Source organism: Paenibacillus sp. 1SOY10, from assembly GCF_056836745.1.
In genome coordinates, this window is record NZ_JBXENK010000003.1 from 57,190 (window position 1) to 77,644 (window position 20,455).

A 20,455-nucleotide genomic window follows, 5' to 3' on the forward strand; every position below is an offset into this window, starting at 1 on the left:
GGTGAATTTGTGGGAGTCAGTATCAAAGATGTAGCACGAAAAGCGGGCGTATCGGTTACCAGCGTCTCACGGGTGCTTAATGGGGAGAAATACATAAGTGAAACGCTATTAGCCAAAGTCAATCAAGCCATCGCCGAATTGAACTATACCCCGAGCCATATTGCTCGCAGCTTGAAGAAGCAGAAGACCGATATGATCGGAGTCATTGTTCCCGATATTACCAATCATTTCTGCTCAACAATCCTCAGCAGTATTGAGAAGACGGCAAGCGAGCACGGATACAACCTGATGATTTGCAATATCGCCGAGGACCTGGATAAGGAATATACCTATTTGCAATCCTTTCAAGAGATGCGGGTGGACGGTATCCTTATTATGCATCAAAAGGTAGACGAGCGAATCGTTACCCTGATGGAAGGTCTGACCATACCCACGCTGTTCACCTGTGTTAAATCTCCGCTACCCTCCAAGCGCTCCGTGTTGATCGATGATTATCAGGCGGCCTTTGATGCCACTGCATATCTGATTGATGGCGGACATCGCCAGATTGCCTTTCTTGGCGGGGATCTAAGAGATATTACGGCTGGCGATGCGCGTTATCGCGGTTATGTGGATGCTATGCAAGCTTATGAGCTTGAGGTAGACCCGCGGTATGTCCGATTTGGGAACTATAAAATGGAGAGTGGCCGGAAGCTGATGTCCGATCTGCTTCAATTACAAGAGCTGCCTACCGTCGTATTTGCAGCGAGCGATGATATGGCTGTGGGTGCTTTGAACGTGGCTCTCGATTATGGACTGAGGATTCCTGAGGACATATCCATTGTTGGGTTTGACGGCAGCCGGATTGCCGAAGTGGTAAGGCCTGCACTAACCACCATTCAGCAGCCGATGGAAGAACTCGGCCGAATTTCGCTGGAAAGCTTGCATATGTTGATTGAGAACCCGGATACAAGTGTTCCTCCTGATCTTATCCTTCCGCATCAGCTAGTAGAGCGCGAGAGTTGCCGTAGATTATAGCTTGCCTAAACATAATAAATTCTGCAAGAGCCGGATCTTCCTTGAGGAAGGACGGTTCTTTTTGCGTTTGCAAAGTTTAATAAGCCCTTAAACAAAATCGGAATAACATTTTACAAATGGTCGTTATGCTTATAAATATCCTTCTGGTATCGTTACCAGAAACACTGAATTCAGAGGAAGAGGTGAACCCATTGGCCGTTCTACTCGAAGCTGAAGGCAAATTGACGCCGATTAGCTCCAAAACACAGATTACCTATCAATTCCAGTTAAATCACGAATGGGAGTTCCTCGATATCGATTTTAAGTATGCGCCTAAGCAATATCAGGACAAAGCGGCTTCCCATGAGCTTATCATGGAAGCCATTGAGAAGTATGCAGAGCCCGAGTGGGCAGAGCCCTATAAGAAGAACTGGGAGGGATTCTATCCGCTACAAAATTTATTGACCCTCTCTGTGGACGGGCCCGAAGGGTTTCGCGGCTCAGCACATCGCCACCCGCCGGAGCAGCAGCACCGGATATGTTCGGATGTGAGCCTGACCTCACCAGGCTTCATTCCCGGCAAGCTGGCAGCGGGTGTCTGGAAAATTACGATTAGTGTGCACTGTGTTGTCACGCCCGAATGTCGTTATGTGCTGGAAGTGAGAGGAGGAGAAGTGGTTTGACTCAATGGATTCCGTTTGAATTGCATACCCATACCCCGCACAGTGATGGAAGGCATACCCTACTGGAGATGTGTCAGACGGCGGCTAGATTAGGTCTGCAAGGTATTGCGCTAACTGACCATAATACAGTGTCTGGATTGATTGACGCAGAAGCTGTAAGCCAAGAGACGGGCATCGCCATTATCCCGGGTATGGAGTGGACAACCTTTTATGGACATATGCTGACGCTGGGCGCGCCTTATTGCGAGTGGAGAGATCTGGGGCAAGGCGATATTGCCAAGGGCATTGCCCGTGTTCACGAGCAAGGGGGCATCGTAGGGATCGCCCATCCTTATAGCATGGGGAGCCCCATCTGTACGGGATGTCATTGGGAATACACGATAGAGGATTGGGAGCAGGTAGATTACATGGAGGTCTGGCATGAGACGATGCCTCCGATCAAGAACCATAATGTGCCCGCCCTGCGGCAATGGACGGATTTGCTTAATCAAGGATACCGAATTTCGGCTACCTCCGGCCGGGACTGGCACCATTCCGGAGACCATGATGCGTTGGCGGCATACACGTATGTAGGGCTTGAGGACACGGAAAGTCCGGGCTCTCCGGAGGCGGTTGTAAAGGCTATTGGACAAGGCAGATTATGTCTCAGTATGGGTCCAATTCTTGAGGTGAGTCTGCATGTAGGTGGGACGAGCTATCGGCTTGGGGACGAGGTACCGTTGCAGGAGGCAAACAATGCGGCCTCAGCCCAACTATCCGTAACCATCACCCGTTCTTCGATCCCGGAGAGACCTTGGGGTGGGGATGAGGGGAGCACCTTAATCGTCATCTCCAATTTGGGCGAACTGGCAAGAGTGTCCGCGTCTGGACGAACGCAATGGATAGAAGGCTTGAGTCTGGAAGGCTTGCGGTGGCTGCGCGTGGAGCTATTTGGTCCGATTCAGGGCCTGCTGGCAACGATAGCCTTCACGAATCCTATTTATGTTGAAATTTAATTTGTTCACCTTAGCTTGGCCTATCTTCTTGAGCCAATTGATTCAAACCTTAATTTATACCATAGATACGCTAATGCTTGGGCGGTATTCTGACCTTGCCGTAGCTGCGGTAGGGACCGTTGCCCAGATTATCACGACGGCTAACTTGATATTCGGCTTTATTACCATAGGAGCAGGCATTATTATGAGCCAATTGTTAGGGTCAGGCAGGCCGCTGGAGGCAGGGCGTATCGCCAGGATAGCTCTGTTAGCTAATTTATGCTTGGGCCTGATCGTAAGTGTAGGGCTGTTCTTTGGAACGGATCTGATCCTACAGGCTATTTCCATGCCGGAGGAACTGATGGGCTACGGGAAGACCTTCCTGACGATTACGGGCTCCGCTTCTGTAGCAGCCGCCTTTGTCATGACCGTAGAAATGATGCTGCGCATGAACGGGATGGTCAAGCGAATGCTGGCCTTATCGCTAACGGTTGTCATCATTAATACCATCGGTAATTATCTGGTGTTGTTTGGTCCCCTGGGTTTGTCCTACTTCGGGGTAACTGGAGTAGCTTGGGCTACCTTTGTCAGTCGGTTTGCGGGTGTGGCGTTGGCCTTAATTATGCTGGTTCGCAGCTTGCGTCAGCATCTGTTCACCAGAATGCAGGATAGACTTCGCTTGGCTGATCTGCGGGAGATTCTTCGGCTGGGCATTCCGTCTGCGGGTGAGCATTTATCTTATTCCGCCTCACAGGTGGTGATAACTGCCATTGTGACGCTGCTGGGAACGGCGGCCATTACAACCAAGATATATACACAATCGATTACGGGCTATGTATTTCTAATCTCCACCTCCATCGGTCAGGCCACGACCATTATGATTGGCTATTCATTGGGAGCAGGGCAGCGTACCGGGGCCAAGTTAACGGGAAACAAACATTTGCAGATTGGCCTGGCTATCAGCTTTCTAGTGAGCCTTGTGCTCTACTTGTTCTCCGGTCCGATTATAGGCTGGTTCACCGAGGATCGTGTCATTATAGCTACAGCACGGAATCTGCTGCTGTTATCCGTAGTGCTGGAAGCGGCAAGAGCCTGCAACGTCATCATGATTGCGGGACTGAATGCCAGCGGGGACGTCAGATTTCCAGTGATGGTTGGGCTCGTCCTGATGTGGGGAGTCAGCGTACCGCTGGCTTATCTGCTTGGTATTGTTCTGGAGATGGGCATCTATGGCATATGGCTGGCGTTCATTATAGATGAATGGATACGAGCGGCCTGCATGATCGTTCGCTGGAGATCGGGGAAGTGGCAGGAGGTTCGTCTTTCTACAGTAACGAGGGAAGTACAAAAACTATAAAAACGGGGGAGGGGAGGACAGGTTTCTGTCCAAGCTTATGTCCAAAACGGTAACGGCGGTATTGGAACAGCAGGCTAGCCGCAAGCGACAGAAAGTCTCCAGGAGAGAACCGCAACTGGCCTGGTATGTGTTCTTGATGCCAACCTTATTGGGAATCTTGCTATTTATGGTTTACCCGCTGCTAGAATCACTTCGATTAAGCTTTGTTAAAGGAACGGGAGAACAGTTTGTCGGGTTTAGTAATTATGCCAATGTTCTGCAATCGGGAACATTCTGGTACGCCATGTATAACACGCTGTACATGACCATTTTTCAACTTATGATTGCCATTCCCGCCGGATTTGTCATCGCCTGTTTAATTAACAATCTGCTGCGGGGCGGGGGCTTTCTGAAAGTGTTGTTCTATATCCCCAATGTCACCTCGATGGTGGCAGCGGCCACGGTGTTTCTCGCTATACTTCATCCGGATGGTCCGCTTAATTACGTAGTTCAACTGTTGGGCTTTGAGAAGATTATATGGCTATCGCAGCCGTATTCGGCTAAATGGGGCGTGATTATTCTGGCCGCCTGGCACTGGTTAGGATTTGTCATCATTATTAATCTTGCTAACCTGCAAGCCATCTCCAATGATTACTACGAGGCTGCTTCCATAGACGGTGCCTCACGATTTCAGCAATGGCGTTATATTACGCTGCCTAATATGGTAGGGAGCCTGACGATTTTGTTCATTATCGGCTGGATTGGCGGTCTTCAGCGATTTACCGATGCCTATATGCTAGGCGGCTTGCAGGGAAGTCCGGCGCGGTCCTTGCATACCGTGGTCGGCTTTGTGTTCGAGCGAGGTTTTGGCGGTCATGAATATGGCCTGGCTTCCGCGGCTACATATATTCTGTTCCTGTTCATTCTGCTATTGACCTACTTCAACACCGTAGTCACAAAAATGAAAATCTAGAAGGAGGGTAGCCAGCCATGCTGAGCAACAGAAAAACAAGACAACTATCGGACGGGCTCTTATTCCTGTTCCTGCTCGCTCTTGGTATCATCATGCTCTATCCCTTTCTCTGGATGATTAGTGTCAGTCTGGAGCAAACGGCTAACGTCAGTATTCCTTTTCCCCCCAGGTTAATGCCGGAGGAGTTCTCCTGGTTCAATTATAAGCTGGTATTTGAAAATGGGGCCTTGCTGACCGCCTATGGAAATTCTCTGGTGATAGCCCTCTTCAGCGTACTGCTTAGCGTCTCTTCGGCGCTGCTTGGCGGGTATGCTTTCTCCAGAGGTAGCTTCAAGGGCAAGCGGCTGCTGTTCTTTGCGGTTCTGGCCACGATGATGATTCCCTTTGAAGCCAGACTGATTCCTATGTTCACGATGTTCAATGAGCTTGGCATGATCAATACCAAGTATCCACTAATCTTCCCGTCGGTGATCAATGCCATGGGTATTGTACTGGCGAAGCAATATTTTGACAACTTGCCCGAAGGTTTGCGAGAGTCAGCCAAAATAGATGGGGCTGGCGAATTCAAAATCTTCTTCCATATCTTTGCTCCCTTAACCGGTCCCATTACAGCGACACTAGGAATCCTCGCCTTTCAGGACAGTTGGAATTCCTTTCTCTGGCCGCTTGTGGTCATCAATGACCAGCATTTGAAGACCGTTCCCTTATTCCTGTCCAGCTTCTCTACCGAGAATGGCGGAAGATTGGCGGGAGTGACGATGGCTACAGCGGGAATGAGTATTTTACCTATACTTCTGGTGTTTCTGTTCTTCCAAAAATATATTATCCGCAGTATTGCTCTAAGTGGCCTGAAGGGAGAGTGATAGCAGGAACGTACCTAGGAGCGAGAAGCCATACAGATAACCGGTGAGCCTTGTATGCTTTGCAGCAGTATCAAAAATGCCAATTAATCAGGAGGGTATGCATGTACAACCATCGTAAGCTGAACTTGACCGTCATTCTTTTTCTAGCCTTGGCCTTATTCCTGAGTGCTTGTGGAGGGAACGCGGCAACCAATGCCTCAACTAATCAGTCTAATTCAGGCGCGAACACAGCCGGAAATAGTGGAAGTGAAGAAGCCAAGCCAGAGGAAGGCACCAAGCCATCGGGAACGCTTAAGGTGCAACTGGTCGGAGACTTTGTTCTCGAAGATAAGACAGATCCGGTGTCGGGCCAAACCTCCCGGGGCGTGAAGGTACTTAAAGAGGAATTCGAGCGACTTTACCCGGGGACCACGGTAGAGTTCGTGCTGATGGGCTGGGATAATTACAATGAGAAGACGCAAACGATGCTCCAATCCGGGGCTGCCGACGTGTATCAGGTTCCGGGTATTACCTCCTTTACAGAGCAAGGGTTGCTGGAGCCATTGCAGCCTTATATTGACAAGGATCAATTCGACTTGGGCGTGTATCTTGACGGCCAGGTAGACGGTTGGAAGACGATGGGGCCAAACGATCAGGAACCGCAAATTTATGGGTTACCCTTCATTGGAGATGCACGCTTGATTGTTTATGATAGCCAGCTATTTGAAGATTGGGGCGTAGAACCGCTCTCGGAATCGCCAACGATTGAGGAGATTGTGGAGAAGGCGGCGGCCATGACTGGTAAAAATCCGAAGACCGGAGAGATGAACTACGGGCTCACCTATAAAGGTGGGGATGCGGCAGACAGCGTGATGAACATCAACGAGTCTTTGGGCGGCAAATGGGGGGAAGGCTTCCTGTGGAAGGACATGAAGCTGGAATTTGATAGCGAGACGATGATTCAATCCGTTGAATGGTTGAAGGAAGCAACCAAATATGCCCCTGAAGGGGTGATGGCGGGCCAAGGCGCGGAGAATTTCCTGCGTGAGAATAACAACGTGGCCATTAACCTGCGTATCGTACCAGGCTTTATCAATGACATTGCGACCTTCGGCCTTGAAGATCGCTACAAAGCCGCTCTCTTATTCAAAAATCCGACCACAGGAACAGGGGGGATGTTCGCAGGCAGTCCCTTCTCCATCGGAGCCTCGGCCAAGAACAAGGACCTGGCTTGGGAATGGCTGAAATTCAGTAGCAGTGAGTTCTTCCAACAATATATGTGGACGGATCAACGTTCGCAAAGTATGCCAGTAGTCAAAGCGGCCAGAGAGTGGGACACCGTGAAGGAAATCCCGCAGATGGAGATCATCCTGGAGCAAATGAGTCAGCTCTGGACACCACGTTATCCGTACCGTTCCGGGCAACCCCGTTATATCCTGTCCGAGAATGTGGAGCGCGTCTTGCTGGGCGAACTCTCCGCAGCCGATGCCATGAAGAGAGCCCAAGAGGAAGCCACGGCTTGGCTGACGCAGCAGAACTGATATGCTACAGCCTCTGGCTATCGCCGGGGGCTTTTTCTATATTTACCCATAAAATATTAAACATAAATTTTGGATAAGGAGGGATATTAACTTCAAAAAAGAAGGTGACCTGCACGTGGAGATATATAATGCAAATGGTAACTATCAAGCTGGAGACATCGTGTATGTGATTTACCGCAACCCTCACACCCAAGACGTGGCGAATGTACAGCAGGCAGCGGTCATACATGATCCTGAGAATCCAGGTGCGTTGGCCGTCTTCCTTTACGAGACCTATTATCCACTAACGGCAGAAATGGCGGTATATACCACGGAATCGGAAGCGAATGAGGCTTATAACTACTATTTCGGCGGTACTGTGGAGGAGAGCTTTCAATGAATGCTCCTTTTATGCCGCGACTCGTTTATTTTGAGCCCGACGCCCTGGAGTACCCTTTAGGGGTGAGTCTGCATGAGAAGTTCCAGAAGATGAACCTGGACATTAGATATACCACGTCGCACAATCAGGTGCGGAATCTTCCCGGTGACAGTGACCTGCAAAAATATCGGGTCGCGAAATCGACGCTGGTGGTGGGTGTGCGTAAAACGTTGAAATTCGATACCTCCAAACCTTCCGCAGAATATGCGATTCCTTTTGCAACGGGCTGTATGGGGCATTGTCATTACTGCTACTTGCAGACGACTATGGGCAGCAAGCCTTATATCCGTACCTATGTCAATGTGGAAGAAATATTAATGGCAGCGGATAAATATATGGAGGAGCGGATACCTGAATTCACCCGGTTTGAAGCAGCTTGTACTTCAGATATTGTGGGTATCGACCACTTAACCCATACGCTAAAAAGAGCGATCGAGCATTTTGGCCAGTCCGAGTATGGCAAGCTTCGATTTGTAACCAAGTTCCATCATGTCGATCATTTGCTTGATGCTAACCACAACGGGAAAACCAGATTCCGGTTCAGTGTCAATGCGGATTATGTCATTAAGAACTTTGAACCGGGGACGTCCCCCTTAGCGAAGCGCATTGAAGCCGCCGGTAAAGTGGCACGTGCGGGTTATCCACTTGGCTTTATTGTAGCGCCTATTTATTTGCATGAGGGCTGGAAGGAAGGATATTATCATATGTTCGAGCGGCTGGACCAGGAGCTGGATGAGGGGGTAAGGGACGATATTACCTTTGAATTTATTCAGCATCGCTTCACAAAGCCTGCCAAACGTGTCATTGAGAAGAATTATCCGATGACCAAGCTGGAACTGGATGAAGAGAAACGCAGGTACAAGTGGGGCAGATACGGGATTGGCAAATATATTTACCAGAAGGATGAAGAAGCGGAGCTGAAGGAGCATCTTCACGCGTGCATGAATAAGTTCTTCCCTCAGGCGAAGCTGGAATACTTTACGTAAAAAAAGAATGACAGCCCCAGGCCATCGCCTGGGGCTGCTTCTATATCTATGCGGCAACTGCTGATTTTTAGAGCTTAGTATATTTCTGGATCAACGTAGCCAACTCGGTCCAATGATCACAGTGTTCCCAATGGAATGAGGCCGGCAGCTCAGCGATTTCTTCCCAGGAGCGCTTCGCCAGGAACGGCTTTAGATTCTGCTCCACGCAAATGACCTGCATCAGCGTACGCATGCGGAATTGCAGCGGGTAGCGCATCGCTTGAGAGATAGGCTTAAAATAAGTGGCCGCCATGTAGTCAACGAGGGCTTCGCCCTTCTCTTGCTCCTGTTGCTGCTCCCATACCTGCTTGATCTCATCGGTTAGTACGCGCCACGGTGTATCGGCGCGGGGATAGACAATACCCATGGTGGCGGCATCCTTGTAGGTCCAAAGCGCCCAAGAGACGTCATTCTTCTCACATAGCTCCAGCATGTCCTCGATAATTTCCACCTGGAACTCGATATTCTCTTGCTCCAACACCAGTCCTAACTCCCCGCACCATACAGGACGTTTGTATTTGTCACGAATGGCCAGTAGCTTGCCAAAGGCATCAGCAAAAATTTCTTGTCGGCGCTGGCGGTTCATTTCCCGGGTAAGTACGGCCGGCTCGTCAACGAAGGGGTAGAAGTGGAACTCGTAGGCCACCTGTGGGTCGTCTATAGGATCAAGCATCGAGAAGTCCGTGGTGAACGCATTACCTTCTATGAAGATAATATGACGCTCATCATATTGGCGAATTTCGGCAACGACCTTGCGGTAAAACTCATTAAACACAGCAGCATCGCTAACTAATGCAGGTTCATTAACGATGTCATAAGCTGCCACCCAAGGCTGATCCTTGTAATGCTGAGCGATTTGCCCCCACAGACGAATAACCGTATCGCGGAGCGCCCCATATTCCCAGAAGAGAGGCAGGCCAGAGTTGGTATCGCAGTGCCAATCCGGGTTTTGCCCCCCAGGCACGGAATGGAGATCAAGAATCGCATAGATTTCATGCTTGGCGCACAGATCCACCACATGGTCCAGGTACTTGAAGCCATCTTCCTTCAACACCCCGGGCTGCTGATCGTCGATAAAATATTTGTAATTGAACGGCAGGCGTAAATGATTCACGCCTAGCTTCTTGAGGAATTCAAAGTCCCGGTCATCGACGAACCCCAACAGAAAGCGGTCAAAGAATGCATGACTGCGTTCTTCCCCGTATACCTCGGCAAAAGCCTTCTTAATCATCGTATCCGTTCCCGGTAGTCCGATCATAAAATGCTCCAGGTTCATCCAGGAGCCTAGCCCGAACCCGCGGAACAGAATCTTTTTCCCGTTCACCGTAAAGTCTTCTCCGGATACTTGAACAAATGATTTCAAATTCATGCTCGTCATATTTGGCACCATCCTATCTATCTTCAAATTAATTTTTCATTCCCGTGGTAGCCACGCTCTGGATAAAGAATCGTTCGCCTGCCAGGAACACCGCCACCATGGGAACTGTTGCAATGACAGTACCGGCCATCAGCAGGCCATAATCCGTGGTATGCTCGGTTTGGAAGGCCTTCAGACCAAGCTGCAGGGTCTTGAGTGCGTCGTCGTTCAAATAAATCAGCGGAGCCAGGTAATCGTTCCACATATACGTAAAGGTGAAAATTAGTAAGGTCGACAACGCCGGAGCGGATAAGGGCAGCATAATCTTGCGGAAGATGCGCCATTCGCTGTAGCCGTCTACACGTGCGGCTTCATTTAATTCATTGGGCAGGCTCATGAAGAACTGCCGCAACAGAAAAATGCCAAAGCCACTGAATAATTGAATAAGCACGTATCCGGTATGCGTGTTATATAGGCCCAGCCGGCTGACTACGGCAAACTGTGGCACCATGATTGATTGCCAAGGCATCATCAGGTTAGCCATGAACAAGACGAATATGACGCTCTTGAACGGAACCTTCAGCTTGGCAAAAGCATAGGCGGCCATGGCGCAAATTAGTACCTGTAATACCGTAATCAGTACCGACAGCTTCACCGTATTGAATACATATTGGCCGAACGGGATAGCCTGCCAAACCTCCCGGTAGTTGTCCAGATATAACGTCTGGGGAATCCAGTTCATCGGGTTGCGGAACAAGTCCACGTCCGTGCGTAGCGATGATGACACCATCCAGAGGAATGGGAATAGTGCAGCCACGGAGCAGAGAACCAGTCCGACTAACAACAAGACGTAGAATGGTCGGCCCTTGGATGATTTAGAGATAGCTTGCGGCACGAGAAGTCTCCCCCTTTCTCAAGGTAGTTTCTAGTAGGTGACCCATTTCTTCTCCATGCGGAATTGAATCAGCGATATCACCATGATGATCAGGAACAGTACCGCTGACATGGCTGCCGCATACCCCATGCGATAATGCAAGAACGCTTCCTGATAGATGCGAAACACCAGCACATTGGTGGAACGGCCGGGCCCGCCATCGGTCATGACCGAGACGAGGTCGAAGACCTGGAACGAGTTGATGATCGTCAGTACCAGCACCATAAACAGGGTGGGAGACAGGCTGGGCAACGTGATATACCAGAATTGCTTGAAGGTATTAGCTCCATCGAGCTTGGCCGATTCGTATAAATGCTCCGGGATGCCCTGAATCCCCGCCAGCAAAATAATCATGTAGTAGCCAAAGCTCTTCCATACGGCTACGAGAATAATAGCCAGCAGCGCCCAATGCGAGGACATCAGCCACTCGGGAGGATTAGCTACGCCTAGGGACTTCAGGACGGAGTTGATCGGTCCGGAAATGGGATTGAACAGCAGCCCCCACACGATGGCGATGGATACCATAGAGGTAATTTGCGGGAAATAAAAGGCCATGCGCAAATATCTACGCAGATGGCGCACACTGTTCAGCGCAACTGCAGATAGCAACGCAAGCAGCATGGTTAAGGGTACGAATAAGAGCGTATAGAGAAAGTTGTTCTTCAGGGATACTCGAAAATAATCGTCCTGCAGCAGCTTGGCATAATTGTCGAAGCCAACGAAGTTGGCCTTGAGGTTAAACCCGCCGTAATCAGTGAAGCTCATGCCGATGCCGTAGGCCAGTGGCACGAAGATAAATATCGTGAATAACACGAAGGCTGGAAGGATAAATAAGGTCCCTGGAAGATAAGATTTGAGGCTGTGCAGCCGTTGACCGCTCATCGAGGCCACCTCCTGTTCATTGTTGTACTGTGCTTCCGCCGGGGAGAGGCTCGGCTTCCTTCATCAAGACGGGAAGCCGAGCGGGTCCAAAGTATTTTGTCTAGCGCTTGAGTACAGCTTGGCGTTCCTTAGCAAAGTGGTTCATGGCCGTGGAGGAATCCTGCTCCTGGAACAGGAAGAGATCGCGCTGCTCGTTATAGACGCGGTTCACTTCGTCGATTTGCGGAATCGGTTGATTCTCGACGACGGTGTTCGCCTCGAAGAAATAACCGCTACCTTGCGTACCGGTAGCATTCAGGAAGGCTTCCTTCGTCTTGTCACTAGCATAGGCTGGCAGGACGCTGGACTCGGCAATGATGGTTTCCCCTTGCTCCCCAGCCACGAACTGGATGAATTCGAAGGCGGCGTCACTGTGTGAGCTTTGCGGGTTCATGCCAATAAAGGTGCTTACGCCGCCCACGGTAATGGGGTCGTTTGTGCCTTCCGGCAGCGGAAGCGGGGCCATATCGAATTCAATGTTGGTTTTGCCGCTAGCGATATCGGCCTTCAGCAGGTTGAGGGTCCACTCTCCGTTGATCAGCATAGCGACGTTGCCGCTTTCAAATTGCTTGATCCAGTCGATGCTTTCCGCCTTCATTTGCTTGTAGCTCATATGCGAGCCGTCCTCGTAGAACAGTCGGTTTAAATAATCGAGCCAGCTTGCGACGGGGGAGAGGTCATCGTCCAGAATGGTGGCTCCTTGCTGAAGCGCACCCAGCGGGGCAATCAGCCAGTCGGCATAGTAGCCGCCCCATTGCTTGTCCGCTCCCTCTCCATGAGTTAATTTTTTAGCCAGTTCCGCATATTCCTCCCAGGTCAGTTGACCGGGTGCTTCGAGACCTGCCGCTTCAAATAGCTGCTTATTATAGAACAAGGCGTATTGCGAGGTCCGGTAAGGGAGAGCATAATACTTGCCCTCGGTCAGCACTTCCGTAATATCCTGGAAGCTGGGGCCATATGCACCCACGTCCAGATTGGCCGCTTTAATGCGATCCGTGAGGTCGACAAGCTGTCCCTTGGAGGCGTACAGCCCCAGGCCAGAGGTACCGTTCATGCTGTAGACATCCATTTTGGAGCCGCCAGACAGGTTGTTCATAATCTTGGTGTTGTACTCGTCGGCGTCGTTGCTGACAGTGGTCATTTTAACCTCGATGTCACTATGTTGGGTGTTGAAGGCATCAACCACTTTTTGCATATAATCCGCTTCGTCTGTCCAGGTGTAGTAGTCAAGTACGACCTTGTCATTACCGGACTTGTTGTTAGCGCCTTCATTATTGCCGGCACCACAGCCTGCTAGTGTGAGCATCAATACCAGCGCAAGGATCAGACTGGCTTGCAGCTTCGTTCTATTCATTCGAACCCCTCCCATTTCTATGCTATGTTTGATGGACCAACGATGAATCCTACTTCTAGTCTAAGGTGAGCGTGGAATTCCGGTAAGGTTGAACTTTTATCATCGGCAGGGATGCGAGCAATAGCCTGAACCGTCTGATTTAGCGCGAATTTCCTGCGCTGCTAGGGCTGATGGGTGGATGAAATTTCAACCTTTACAGCCGGGGCGGGGTAAACTAAAATGAAGTACCTTGAAATGTGGAAGGACGGGTCGCATGATTATTTTCCTCGTCTTCATGCTCTTCATCGCAATTGCTGTCTTTTGCCTGATTCAGCAGCGTTATACGAAAGCCACCTTATTTATGCTAATGATGGGCTTCTCTTATCTGGTTGTCGTATCCTGTATCATCGTGTACATGTCCAAGGATGCATACTATTATTATAGCCTGGAGGATTACTTCGGCATCAGTCGCGGGCTCCAGAATCAACTGATGTTTCTGCCGATTTCCCGGCTTAGCTTGATTCGTCTGCTTAATCTGGCCACCATGCTATTTCTGTACTCCGGGCTGTGCTCGGCCATTTACTTCGCCTTCCAAGTACAGTTGCAGCGTGGAGTATGGTTGCTTGTCTCCCTGGCCATTCCGTTAGTGCTACAGGTCTTTGTGTATGATCCATCCCTTTATGCGAACCTGTATTATAGACTGTACCCGGATGTGATGAGCTCACAGGCTATCGTTTCACTGTATGAGGGTTTGCATACGCTTACTTTTGCGGTGAATACACTTTATATTGTAGTGGGGGTGGTGCTACTGATTTATGCGCTGTATGATGCCCCTAAGGTGCGACAAATTCGCAGTAATATCGCCATGATTCTGGTCTCGTACATATCCGTACAGATCACATACTACTATATGAACTATTGGGCACCGGATGTACTGGTTAAGGTGTCCAAGGCGGCGCACTTCGTTCATTACAAACCGATTAATCTGGTGGGCAATCCGTCTATTTATACGCTGCTGCCTTATGTAGCGGGGGTGTGTCTGCTGGTCAGCCTGTACAGCATTTACAAGTATTCGCGTATTCAGAACAGTATCAAGAACCAGGAATCAGTCATCTCGACCAATATTGATTCTGCCCTGCTGACCTCCCGGGTATTTAGCCATTACATGAAAAATGAGCTCTTGGCGATCATGGCCCAGACGGAAATTGTAGAGAACATGCTGGATAGCTCCCCCGAGGCCGTGCATGAGCTTCATGTCATTGAACAGCGCTGCCGACAAGTGTATGAACGGCTGGACTCCGTCCACCAGAAGACGCTGAAGTCGAAGATTGAGCTAGAGCCGGTTGTGCTGAGCGAGTTGCTGGACAAGCTGCTTCAGGACTTGCAATCCGAATTGAAGCAGGTACAGGTGAGCTATACCCCATCCCCGAAGGTGCCAGTGATTATGGCGGACCCTTATTATTTCTCTCAAGCGGTTGCCAATATTATCACAAATGCTGTAGATGCTTTGGAATATGTGCCTGACAAGTCCCGCCGACTGACGATAGACTTAATTGTGAGGAATAAATGGGTTGAGTTGACCGTTTCCGATAATGGGGCAGGGATGACTGAGGAGCAGGCGCGGCAAATTTTTCAGCCGTTCTATTCCTCGAAGCCAACAGCTACGAATTGGGGAATGGGCTTGTCCATCAGTCATTCGGTGATTAGTGCCCATGGTGGCAAAATTCATGTAGAAAGCCGCGTCGGGGAAGGGAGTTCCTTTCATATCGTGATGCCGCTATTGTCCGTATCTGTTGCAAACAGCTAAAGGAGGTGAGTCTCGGATGAGCAGGCCAATCAAGGTGCTGATCGTTGAGGATGATCCGTTGATTGCCAAGCGCTATCAAATGATTTTATCCAAGGACAAGGATGTGGAATACGTGGGCAGTGCGTCTAGCGGGTACGAAGGTACCATGCTGGCTGCGCTTAATCAGCCCGATGTCATTCTAATGGACATTGAATTGGAGGACAAGCAGGCCGGGCTTCGCGCAACCGAGGAAATTCTGAACTATATGCCAGCGGTCAAAGTGGTGATGCTGACGGTATGCGACACAGATGATGCAGTCTTTCGCGCCTTCGAGCTAGGGGCTACAAATTATTTGCTCAAAAATATGTCCGCTGCGGCGATTCTGCAAGCGGTGAAGGATGCCTATGAGGACCGTCCTTCCTTGCACGCCAATATCGCAGGCAAGATTACGCGGGAATTCAAGCGAATTAAGCAGACAGAAGACAGCCTGATGCATAACTTTTACAAGCTGACCTTGCTCACCTCTACGGAGCTGGAGGTACTGGAGCTGCTCATGAAGGACTACACGCGTCAGGAAATTTGCAAGCTTCGCCATGTGGAGCCCTCCACGCTAAAGTCGCAAATCAACAGTATTCTGAAGAAATTCGACAAATCGAGCATTCAGGAAATCGTACCCGTGCTACGGGAACTGCACATCCCGCAAATTCTGGCCCAGCGCAAGGGGAAAAGGTAAAGAAGATGAGGGGCTTAGCATAACGGAATCTCCCCTTATCGCAGACTGGAAGGAGCGCAGCCGCGGAGTTGGCGAAACGCCCGGTTGAAGGTGCGCACATTCGTAAAGCCGCATTCCAGAGCAATATCAAGCATGGTCTGATCGGAGGTGCGGATGAGCTCCTCCGCCCTATCTACCCGAATGCTATTGAGATAAGAAGGTAGGCTCATCCCGGTGGTGTGTTTGAAGGTGCGTGAAAAATGATAGACACTCATATGTGCCTGGCGAGCTGCTTCCTCCAGCGTAATGGGACGGGACCAGTGCTCCTCCAGGTAATCAAGCGCTTCACGCATGGCTTGCCGGCTTCCGCTGAATCGGTTGCTCTGTGGAAGGGTCAGTGGCTCACTCGGGACGTGACGAAGAATTAGCCCACTGAGCTGGTAGAGCAGACCAAGCATGATGGTTTCGTAATGAGCGGATTTGTCTCGTTCTTCTCGCAGCAGCTCATGCATCAACTCCGCGGCCTGATTAGCAAGATGGCCACCGTCCGTATCAGGTCGCCCTGCATTCCCAACATAAGGAGAGAGTAAACGGAGATGGCCCGGCCATCCACCGGGAGCTCCGATGGTTTGCGGATTAAAGATGACCAGAAGCATAGATGACTCCAGCCCTGTGCTGTCGTAATAATGAATATCCCCACTGCTACAGATCGCCATATCTCCGGCTTGCAGCAGCCAGCTTTCCGAATTAATACCTACTTGCACGCTCCCCGTTATAACATAAATCAGTTCCACATCCTGATGCCAGTGAGCCAAGAAAGAAAGGTCCTGCAATTGCATCGTACTGATGCGTAGATTGCCTCCATAATAGCGCTGTTCATGATAAGCCTTCAACTTGGTTGCCCCCTGCGATTCATCACTAGACTTCTAAGCATAAAATAGCAAAAAATGTCCGATTGGACAATGGATTTGACGAGCTTTTCCGGACTCTGCGGCTTACAATTTGAGTGAGTAGATGGAAAATAGCTGCAACTACAGTACGGGAAGGAGAAAATAAACACATGGCTAGGAAGGCTTTAATTGTACAAGGTGGCTGGGATGGGCACGAGCCTGTTCAGGTATCCGAGATATTTGCGAATTTATTGAAAAAGGAAGGCTTCGAGGTAGAAGTTTCGGACACGCTGGACCGTTTTGCGGATGAGGAGAATTTGAAGAGTCACGATCTGCTCGTCCCGATTTGGACGATGGGAGAGATTAAGGAGGAGCAGCTTCGTTCTGTGCTGCAGGCGGTGCAGTCCGGCGTAGGCATTGCTGGGTGTCACGGAGGCATGTGTGATTCCTTCCGCAATTCAGTTGAATGGCAATTTATGACCGGATCACAATGGGTCGCCCATCCATTCAATGATGGCGTCGAGTACGAGGTGAACATGGTGATGAATAGCTCCAGTCCGTTGATTGAGGGGATTCAGGACTTCAAGGTCAAGTCGGAGCAATATTATCTTCATGTAGACCCTTGTGTCAATGTACTCGCAACAACGACCTTTGCGCTGAGTGACGGGCCTCATTCTGCAAACGGTATCATTACGATGCCTGTCGTGTATACGAAGAAGTGGGGGCAGGGCCGGGTGTTTTATAATTCACTAGGCCATCACGCCGATATTTTTGATATTCCAGAGGCGCGAGAATTGATGCGTCGTGGCTTCTTGTGGGCAGCCAAGGCGTAGGAACATTAAATTCAGGCTAAAGGCGGGATTATAGTTGGATAAAATCAAGGTCGGTATTATAGGCTGTGGTAATATTAGCGGGATTTATCTGGAGAATCTGACGAACATGTTTGCAAATACAGAGGTCTATGCGGTTGCTGATACGATTCGTGAACGGGCGGAGCTTGCTGCGAAGACTCACGGCATTCCGCATGTATGGACAACAGAGCAACTACTGTGCTCCACGGAAATAGAAATTGTGGTGAACTTGACGACACCAGTCAACCATTATGAAATTTGCAAAGCAGCCCTGATGCAGGGCAAGCATGTCTATGTAGAGAAGCCCTTATCACTGGAGTTCGAGCACGGGTTGGAGTTAACCAGACTGGCGGAGGAGAAGGGACTTATGCTTGGCTGTGCGCCGGATACCTTTCTGGGAGCTGGCCTGCAGACCTGCCGGAAGCTGATTGATGACGGCTTTATTGGCGATCCGATTGCCGCTACAGCCTTTATGCTGTGTCACGGACATGAGGGCTGGCATCCTGATCCGGAGTTTTACTATCTAAAGGGCGGTGGCCCGATGTTTGATATGGGGCCTTACTATTTGACAGCGCTGGTCTCTTTGCTAGGCCCGGTAAAGACGGTCTGTGGGATCGCCAAGAAGACATTTCCACACCGAACGATTACCAGCAGTCCTAAATTTGGCCAGCAGATAGAGGTGCAGGTCCCTACGCATGTGGCGGGGACGATGGAATTTGTCTCCGGACCCGTAGCTACGATGGTGACCAGCTTTGATGTCTGGGACAGCACGTTGCCGCGAATTGAAATTTACGGCTCGCGGGGCACGCTAATTGTCCCTGATCCCAATACTTTTGGCGGACCGATTCTGTTCAAGCCGGCTGGCGGAGAAGGCTTTGCCGAAATTCCATTGCTCCATAGCCATGCCATGAACAGTCGGGGTATTGGCGTAGCGGATATGGGAGCTTGCATAACCAGCGGGCAAAAACATCGAGCGCATGGGGAGTTAGCCAATCATGTTTTGGAGATTATGCACGCTTTCCATATCAGCTCGGAGTCAAAGCGATACGCGGAACTGACCACAAGCTGTGAACGTCCAAGACCGCTTGCACCGGGACTGATATATAGCACGTTGAACTGATTATTTAATAAATGGTTATTTCTTCTAATTTATAAACGCAGCTTGTATAATGAAAGTAGCTTGTTTATCGAGAGGAGAGCTGCACCCGATGTCAATGTCTTTGCCGAGAAAAAACCTCAAGGAACTGGGGATATCGCCAAGTAAAGTTCAAGGTTTTATCGATTATTTGGAAGCGCATTCAATAGAAATGCATAGCTTGATGCTGCTGCGCCATGGTCATGTTGCTGCTGAGGGTTGGTGGCATCCGTATGAACCGGAATTGCCGCATATGCTATTTTCACTCAGTAAAAGCTTCACCTCCACAGCCATTGGTCTGGCTGTACAGGAAGGGAAGTTAAATGTAAATGATTCTGTTATCTCTTTCTTCCCGGATGAGTTGCCTGCTGAGGTATCGGCAAATTTATCTGCTATGCGCATCAAGCATTTGCTAATGATGGGGACGGGGCATACCTCTGATACAACAAGTGACATGCATCAGGCTGCGGATGGGAATTGGGTCAGAGCCTTTCTGGCATTGCCCGTAGAGCTTGAACCGGGAACGCATTTTCTCTACAACACAGGGGCCACCTATATGCTCTCGGCTATTTTGCAGAAGGTGACAGGACAGACGCTGCTGCAATTTTTACAGCCTCGTTTATTTGAGCCGTTGGGTATTACTAACCCTTCGTGGGAGAGCTGTCCGAAGGGCATTAATACAGGCGGCTTTGGTTTGAAAGTACGGACCGAGGATATCGCGAAGTTTGGACAGCTATATTTGCAGAAGGGAAAATGGCAGGGCCAGCGCTTGTTGAATGAAGACTGGATTGCCGAGGCCACAGCCAAGCAGATTTCAAATGGGGACGGCAAAGAGAGTGATTGGGCGCAAGGATATGGTTACCAGTTCTGGCGGTGTCGCCATGGAGTGTATCGGGGGGACGGGGCATTTGGACAATTCTGCATCGTGATGGAGGAATGGGATGCTGTACTGGCCATGACCGGGGGAACCAATGACCTTCAAGGGGTCTTGAATGGAGTATGGGAGCATTTGATTCCTGCATTCAAGAGTAGCGGCAGCGAGATGGCGGAAGAGCCTGATGTTGTTGAATTGCTGCAGGATAGACTGAGCCAGTTGAAGTTGCAACCTCCCTGCTGGCAGCAAGAGTCGCAGTGGGAGATGGATATTAATAAAAGCTCTTATCGACTTGAGTCCAACTCGTTGGAACTGGAGACGATTCAAATTGAGTTTGTAGAGGATACCGCTATATTGCACATTCGGGCGAAAGGTACGGACCACCGAATGGAGTTGGGCAGGCAGCGGTGGGTCCCGGGCAGAACCTCTTTCTTTGGCGTGGAGGAACAAATAGTGGGCTCGTTTACCTGGAAGGAGCATGGTCAGTTGCTGTTGTCGATTCAGCGGGTTGAGACGCCGTTTTGCATCACAATAACTTCGGAGTATAAAGAGGCTGGCGACGAGATAGAGCTTCAGGTGAGCTGGAATGCTTCCTTCGAGCCGGATGGACCTCCAGCTGTGCGAGGAAGACGGCTCTAAAAAAAATAATCACAGGGTATTCCCTATATCTAAGAGAGATGTTATGATACGAAATAAGATAACAACTCCAAAGGGGAGTAGCTGTACAGTAAAGTCGTCATTACGGGATGAGAATCCTCGGCTTTATTGGCAACATTACGTTGTTAGCGAGACCTTTGCCTATAGTGGCAGAGGTCTCTTTTGTTAAGGTCTCTGCCGAACTAGGCAGAGGCCTTTTTGGTTATATCAGGCTCAT

General features: G+C 49.9%; 19 protein-coding genes. 14 read left to right on the forward strand and 5 right to left on the reverse strand.

What is annotated here, in order from left to right:
* Window positions 1–9 precede the first annotated feature (9 nt).
* From AC1VOR_RS11110 to splB, 9 genes are all read left to right on the forward strand, one after another.
* Window positions 10–1,017, forward strand: coding sequence for a LacI family DNA-binding transcriptional regulator (locus tag AC1VOR_RS11110; RefSeq protein ID WP_482617809.1), 1,008 nt, complete (start codon window positions 10–12; stop codon window positions 1,015–1,017).
* A 191-nt stretch (window positions 1,018–1,208) separates the two neighbouring features.
* Window positions 1,209–1,679, forward strand: a complete 471-nt coding sequence (locus tag AC1VOR_RS11115; protein WP_482617811.1) for a hypothetical protein — start codon at window positions 1,209–1,211, stop codon at window positions 1,677–1,679.
* Window positions 1,676–2,674 carry a CehA/McbA family metallohydrolase gene (locus tag AC1VOR_RS11120; protein WP_482617812.1) on the forward strand — a complete coding sequence of 333 codons (999 nt, stop codon included), beginning with the start codon at window positions 1,676–1,678 and terminating at the stop codon, window positions 2,672–2,674. Before AC1VOR_RS11115 ends, AC1VOR_RS11120 begins: the two co-directional genes overlap by 4 nt.
* Window positions 2,661–4,010: an MATE family efflux transporter gene (locus AC1VOR_RS11125; RefSeq protein WP_482617813.1), complete on the forward strand. Its 1,350-nt coding sequence runs from the start codon at window positions 2,661–2,663 to the stop codon at window positions 4,008–4,010. The genes AC1VOR_RS11120 and AC1VOR_RS11125 overlap by 14 nt, the downstream gene beginning before the upstream one ends.
* 37 nt (window positions 4,011–4,047) lie before the next feature.
* Window positions 4,048–4,962, forward strand: coding sequence for a carbohydrate ABC transporter permease (locus AC1VOR_RS11130; RefSeq protein WP_482617815.1), 915 nt, complete (start codon window positions 4,048–4,050; stop codon window positions 4,960–4,962).
* 17 nt (window positions 4,963–4,979) lie between these two features.
* Window positions 4,980–5,825, forward strand: a complete 846-nt coding sequence (locus AC1VOR_RS11135; RefSeq protein ID WP_482617817.1) for a carbohydrate ABC transporter permease — start codon at window positions 4,980–4,982, stop codon at window positions 5,823–5,825.
* A gap of 101 nt (window positions 5,826–5,926) precedes the next feature.
* Window positions 5,927–7,345: an extracellular solute-binding protein gene (locus AC1VOR_RS11140; protein ID WP_482617819.1), complete on the forward strand. Its 1,419-nt coding sequence runs from the start codon at window positions 5,927–5,929 to the stop codon at window positions 7,343–7,345.
* 115 nt (window positions 7,346–7,460) lie between these two features.
* Window positions 7,461–7,724 carry a transcriptional regulator SplA domain-containing protein gene (locus AC1VOR_RS11145; protein WP_482617820.1) on the forward strand — a complete coding sequence of 88 codons (264 nt, stop codon included), beginning with the start codon at window positions 7,461–7,463 and terminating at the stop codon, window positions 7,722–7,724.
* Entirely contained in the window at window positions 7,721–8,749 is a 1,029-nt protein-coding gene (gene splB, locus AC1VOR_RS11150; protein ID WP_482617821.1) for a spore photoproduct lyase, read from the forward strand. The genes AC1VOR_RS11145 and splB overlap by 4 nt, the downstream gene beginning before the upstream one ends.
* A gap of 67 nt (window positions 8,750–8,816) precedes the next feature.
* On the opposite strand, the gene AC1VOR_RS11155 is transcribed toward splB, so the two are convergent.
* The 4 genes from AC1VOR_RS11155 to AC1VOR_RS11170 all read right to left on the reverse strand — a co-directional run bounded on the left by AC1VOR_RS11155 (window position 8,817) and on the right by AC1VOR_RS11170 (window position 13,354).
* Window positions 8,817–10,166: a glycoside hydrolase family 5 protein gene (locus tag AC1VOR_RS11155; protein WP_482617823.1), complete on the reverse strand. Its 1,350-nt coding sequence runs from the start codon at window positions 10,164–10,166 to the stop codon at window positions 8,817–8,819.
* A 28-nt stretch (window positions 10,167–10,194) separates the two neighbouring features.
* Window positions 10,195–11,040, reverse strand: coding sequence for a carbohydrate ABC transporter permease (locus tag AC1VOR_RS11160; protein WP_482617824.1), 846 nt, complete (start codon window positions 11,038–11,040; stop codon window positions 10,195–10,197).
* 30 nt (window positions 11,041–11,070) lie between these two features.
* A complete protein-coding gene (locus AC1VOR_RS11165) occupies window positions 11,071–11,961 on the reverse strand; it encodes a carbohydrate ABC transporter permease (RefSeq protein ID WP_482617825.1) in 891 nt (296 codons plus the stop codon).
* Between the two features lie 100 nt (window positions 11,962–12,061).
* Window positions 12,062–13,354, reverse strand: a complete 1,293-nt coding sequence (locus AC1VOR_RS11170; RefSeq protein WP_482617827.1) for an ABC transporter substrate-binding protein — start codon at window positions 13,352–13,354, stop codon at window positions 12,062–12,064.
* Window positions 13,355–13,607: 253 nt separating this feature from the next.
* On the opposite strand from AC1VOR_RS11170, the gene AC1VOR_RS11175 reads away from it, so the two are divergent.
* Window positions 13,608–15,140: a sensor histidine kinase gene (locus AC1VOR_RS11175; RefSeq protein WP_482617828.1), complete on the forward strand. Its 1,533-nt coding sequence runs from the start codon at window positions 13,608–13,610 to the stop codon at window positions 15,138–15,140.
* Window positions 15,141–15,156: 16 nt separating this feature from the next.
* On the forward strand, window positions 15,157–15,852 hold the full coding sequence (locus AC1VOR_RS11180) for a response regulator (protein ID WP_482617830.1): 696 nt from the start codon (window positions 15,157–15,159) through the stop codon (window positions 15,850–15,852).
* A gap of 35 nt (window positions 15,853–15,887) precedes the next feature.
* On the opposite strand, the gene AC1VOR_RS11185 is transcribed toward AC1VOR_RS11180, so the two are convergent.
* Window positions 15,888–16,724, reverse strand: coding sequence for a helix-turn-helix domain-containing protein (locus AC1VOR_RS11185; RefSeq protein ID WP_482617832.1), 837 nt, complete (start codon window positions 16,722–16,724; stop codon window positions 15,888–15,890).
* Between the two features lie 167 nt (window positions 16,725–16,891).
* Between AC1VOR_RS11185 and AC1VOR_RS11190 the strand changes: the two genes are divergently transcribed.
* The 3 genes from AC1VOR_RS11190 (at window position 16,892) to AC1VOR_RS11200 (ending at window position 20,220) form a co-directional block, all read left to right on the forward strand.
* The gene (locus AC1VOR_RS11190; RefSeq protein ID WP_482617833.1) at window positions 16,892–17,554 is read left to right on the forward strand and encodes a ThuA domain-containing protein; all 663 of its coding nucleotides are present in this window, start codon (window positions 16,892–16,894) and stop codon (window positions 17,552–17,554) included.
* A 34-nt stretch (window positions 17,555–17,588) separates the two neighbouring features.
* On the forward strand, window positions 17,589–18,692 hold the full coding sequence (locus AC1VOR_RS11195; RefSeq protein WP_482617836.1) for a Gfo/Idh/MocA family protein: 1,104 nt from the start codon (window positions 17,589–17,591) through the stop codon (window positions 18,690–18,692).
* An 88-nt stretch (window positions 18,693–18,780) separates the two neighbouring features.
* Complete coding sequence (locus AC1VOR_RS11200) at window positions 18,781–20,220, forward strand: serine hydrolase domain-containing protein (protein WP_482617838.1); 1,440 nt, start codon at window positions 18,781–18,783, stop codon at window positions 20,218–20,220.
* Window positions 20,221–20,455 lie beyond the last annotated feature (235 nt).

Excerpts from the sequence above, each read along its gene's own strand:
- AC1VOR_RS11125 (WP_482617813.1), top strand. The coding sequence starts at position 2,661 with ATGTTGAAATTTAATTTGTTCACCTTAGCTTGGCCTATCTTCTTGAGC.
- AC1VOR_RS11130 (WP_482617815.1), top strand. The coding sequence starts at position 4,048 with ATGTCCAAAACGGTAACGGCGGTATTGGAACAGCAGGCTAGCCGCAAG.
- AC1VOR_RS11135 (WP_482617817.1), top strand. The coding sequence starts at position 4,980 with ATGCTGAGCAACAGAAAAACAAGACAACTATCGGACGGGCTCTTATTC.
- AC1VOR_RS11140 (WP_482617819.1), top strand. The coding sequence starts at position 5,927 with ATGTACAACCATCGTAAGCTGAACTTGACCGTCATTCTTTTTCTAGCC.
- splB (WP_482617821.1), top strand. The coding sequence starts at position 7,721 with ATGAATGCTCCTTTTATGCCGCGACTCGTTTATTTTGAGCCCGACGCC.
- AC1VOR_RS11155 (WP_482617823.1), bottom strand. The coding sequence starts at position 10,166 with ATGACGAGCATGAATTTGAAATCATTTGTTCAAGTATCCGGAGAAGAC.
- AC1VOR_RS11165 (WP_482617825.1), bottom strand. The coding sequence starts at position 11,961 with ATGAGCGGTCAACGGCTGCACAGCCTCAAATCTTATCTTCCAGGGACC.
- AC1VOR_RS11170 (WP_482617827.1), bottom strand. The coding sequence starts at position 13,354 with ATGAATAGAACGAAGCTGCAAGCCAGTCTGATCCTTGCGCTGGTATTG.
- AC1VOR_RS11175 (WP_482617828.1), top strand. The coding sequence starts at position 13,608 with ATGATTATTTTCCTCGTCTTCATGCTCTTCATCGCAATTGCTGTCTTT.
- AC1VOR_RS11180 (WP_482617830.1), top strand. The coding sequence starts at position 15,157 with ATGAGCAGGCCAATCAAGGTGCTGATCGTTGAGGATGATCCGTTGATT.
- AC1VOR_RS11190 (WP_482617833.1), top strand. The coding sequence starts at position 16,892 with ATGGCTAGGAAGGCTTTAATTGTACAAGGTGGCTGGGATGGGCACGAG.
- AC1VOR_RS11200 (WP_482617838.1), top strand. The coding sequence starts at position 18,781 with ATGTCAATGTCTTTGCCGAGAAAAAACCTCAAGGAACTGGGGATATCG.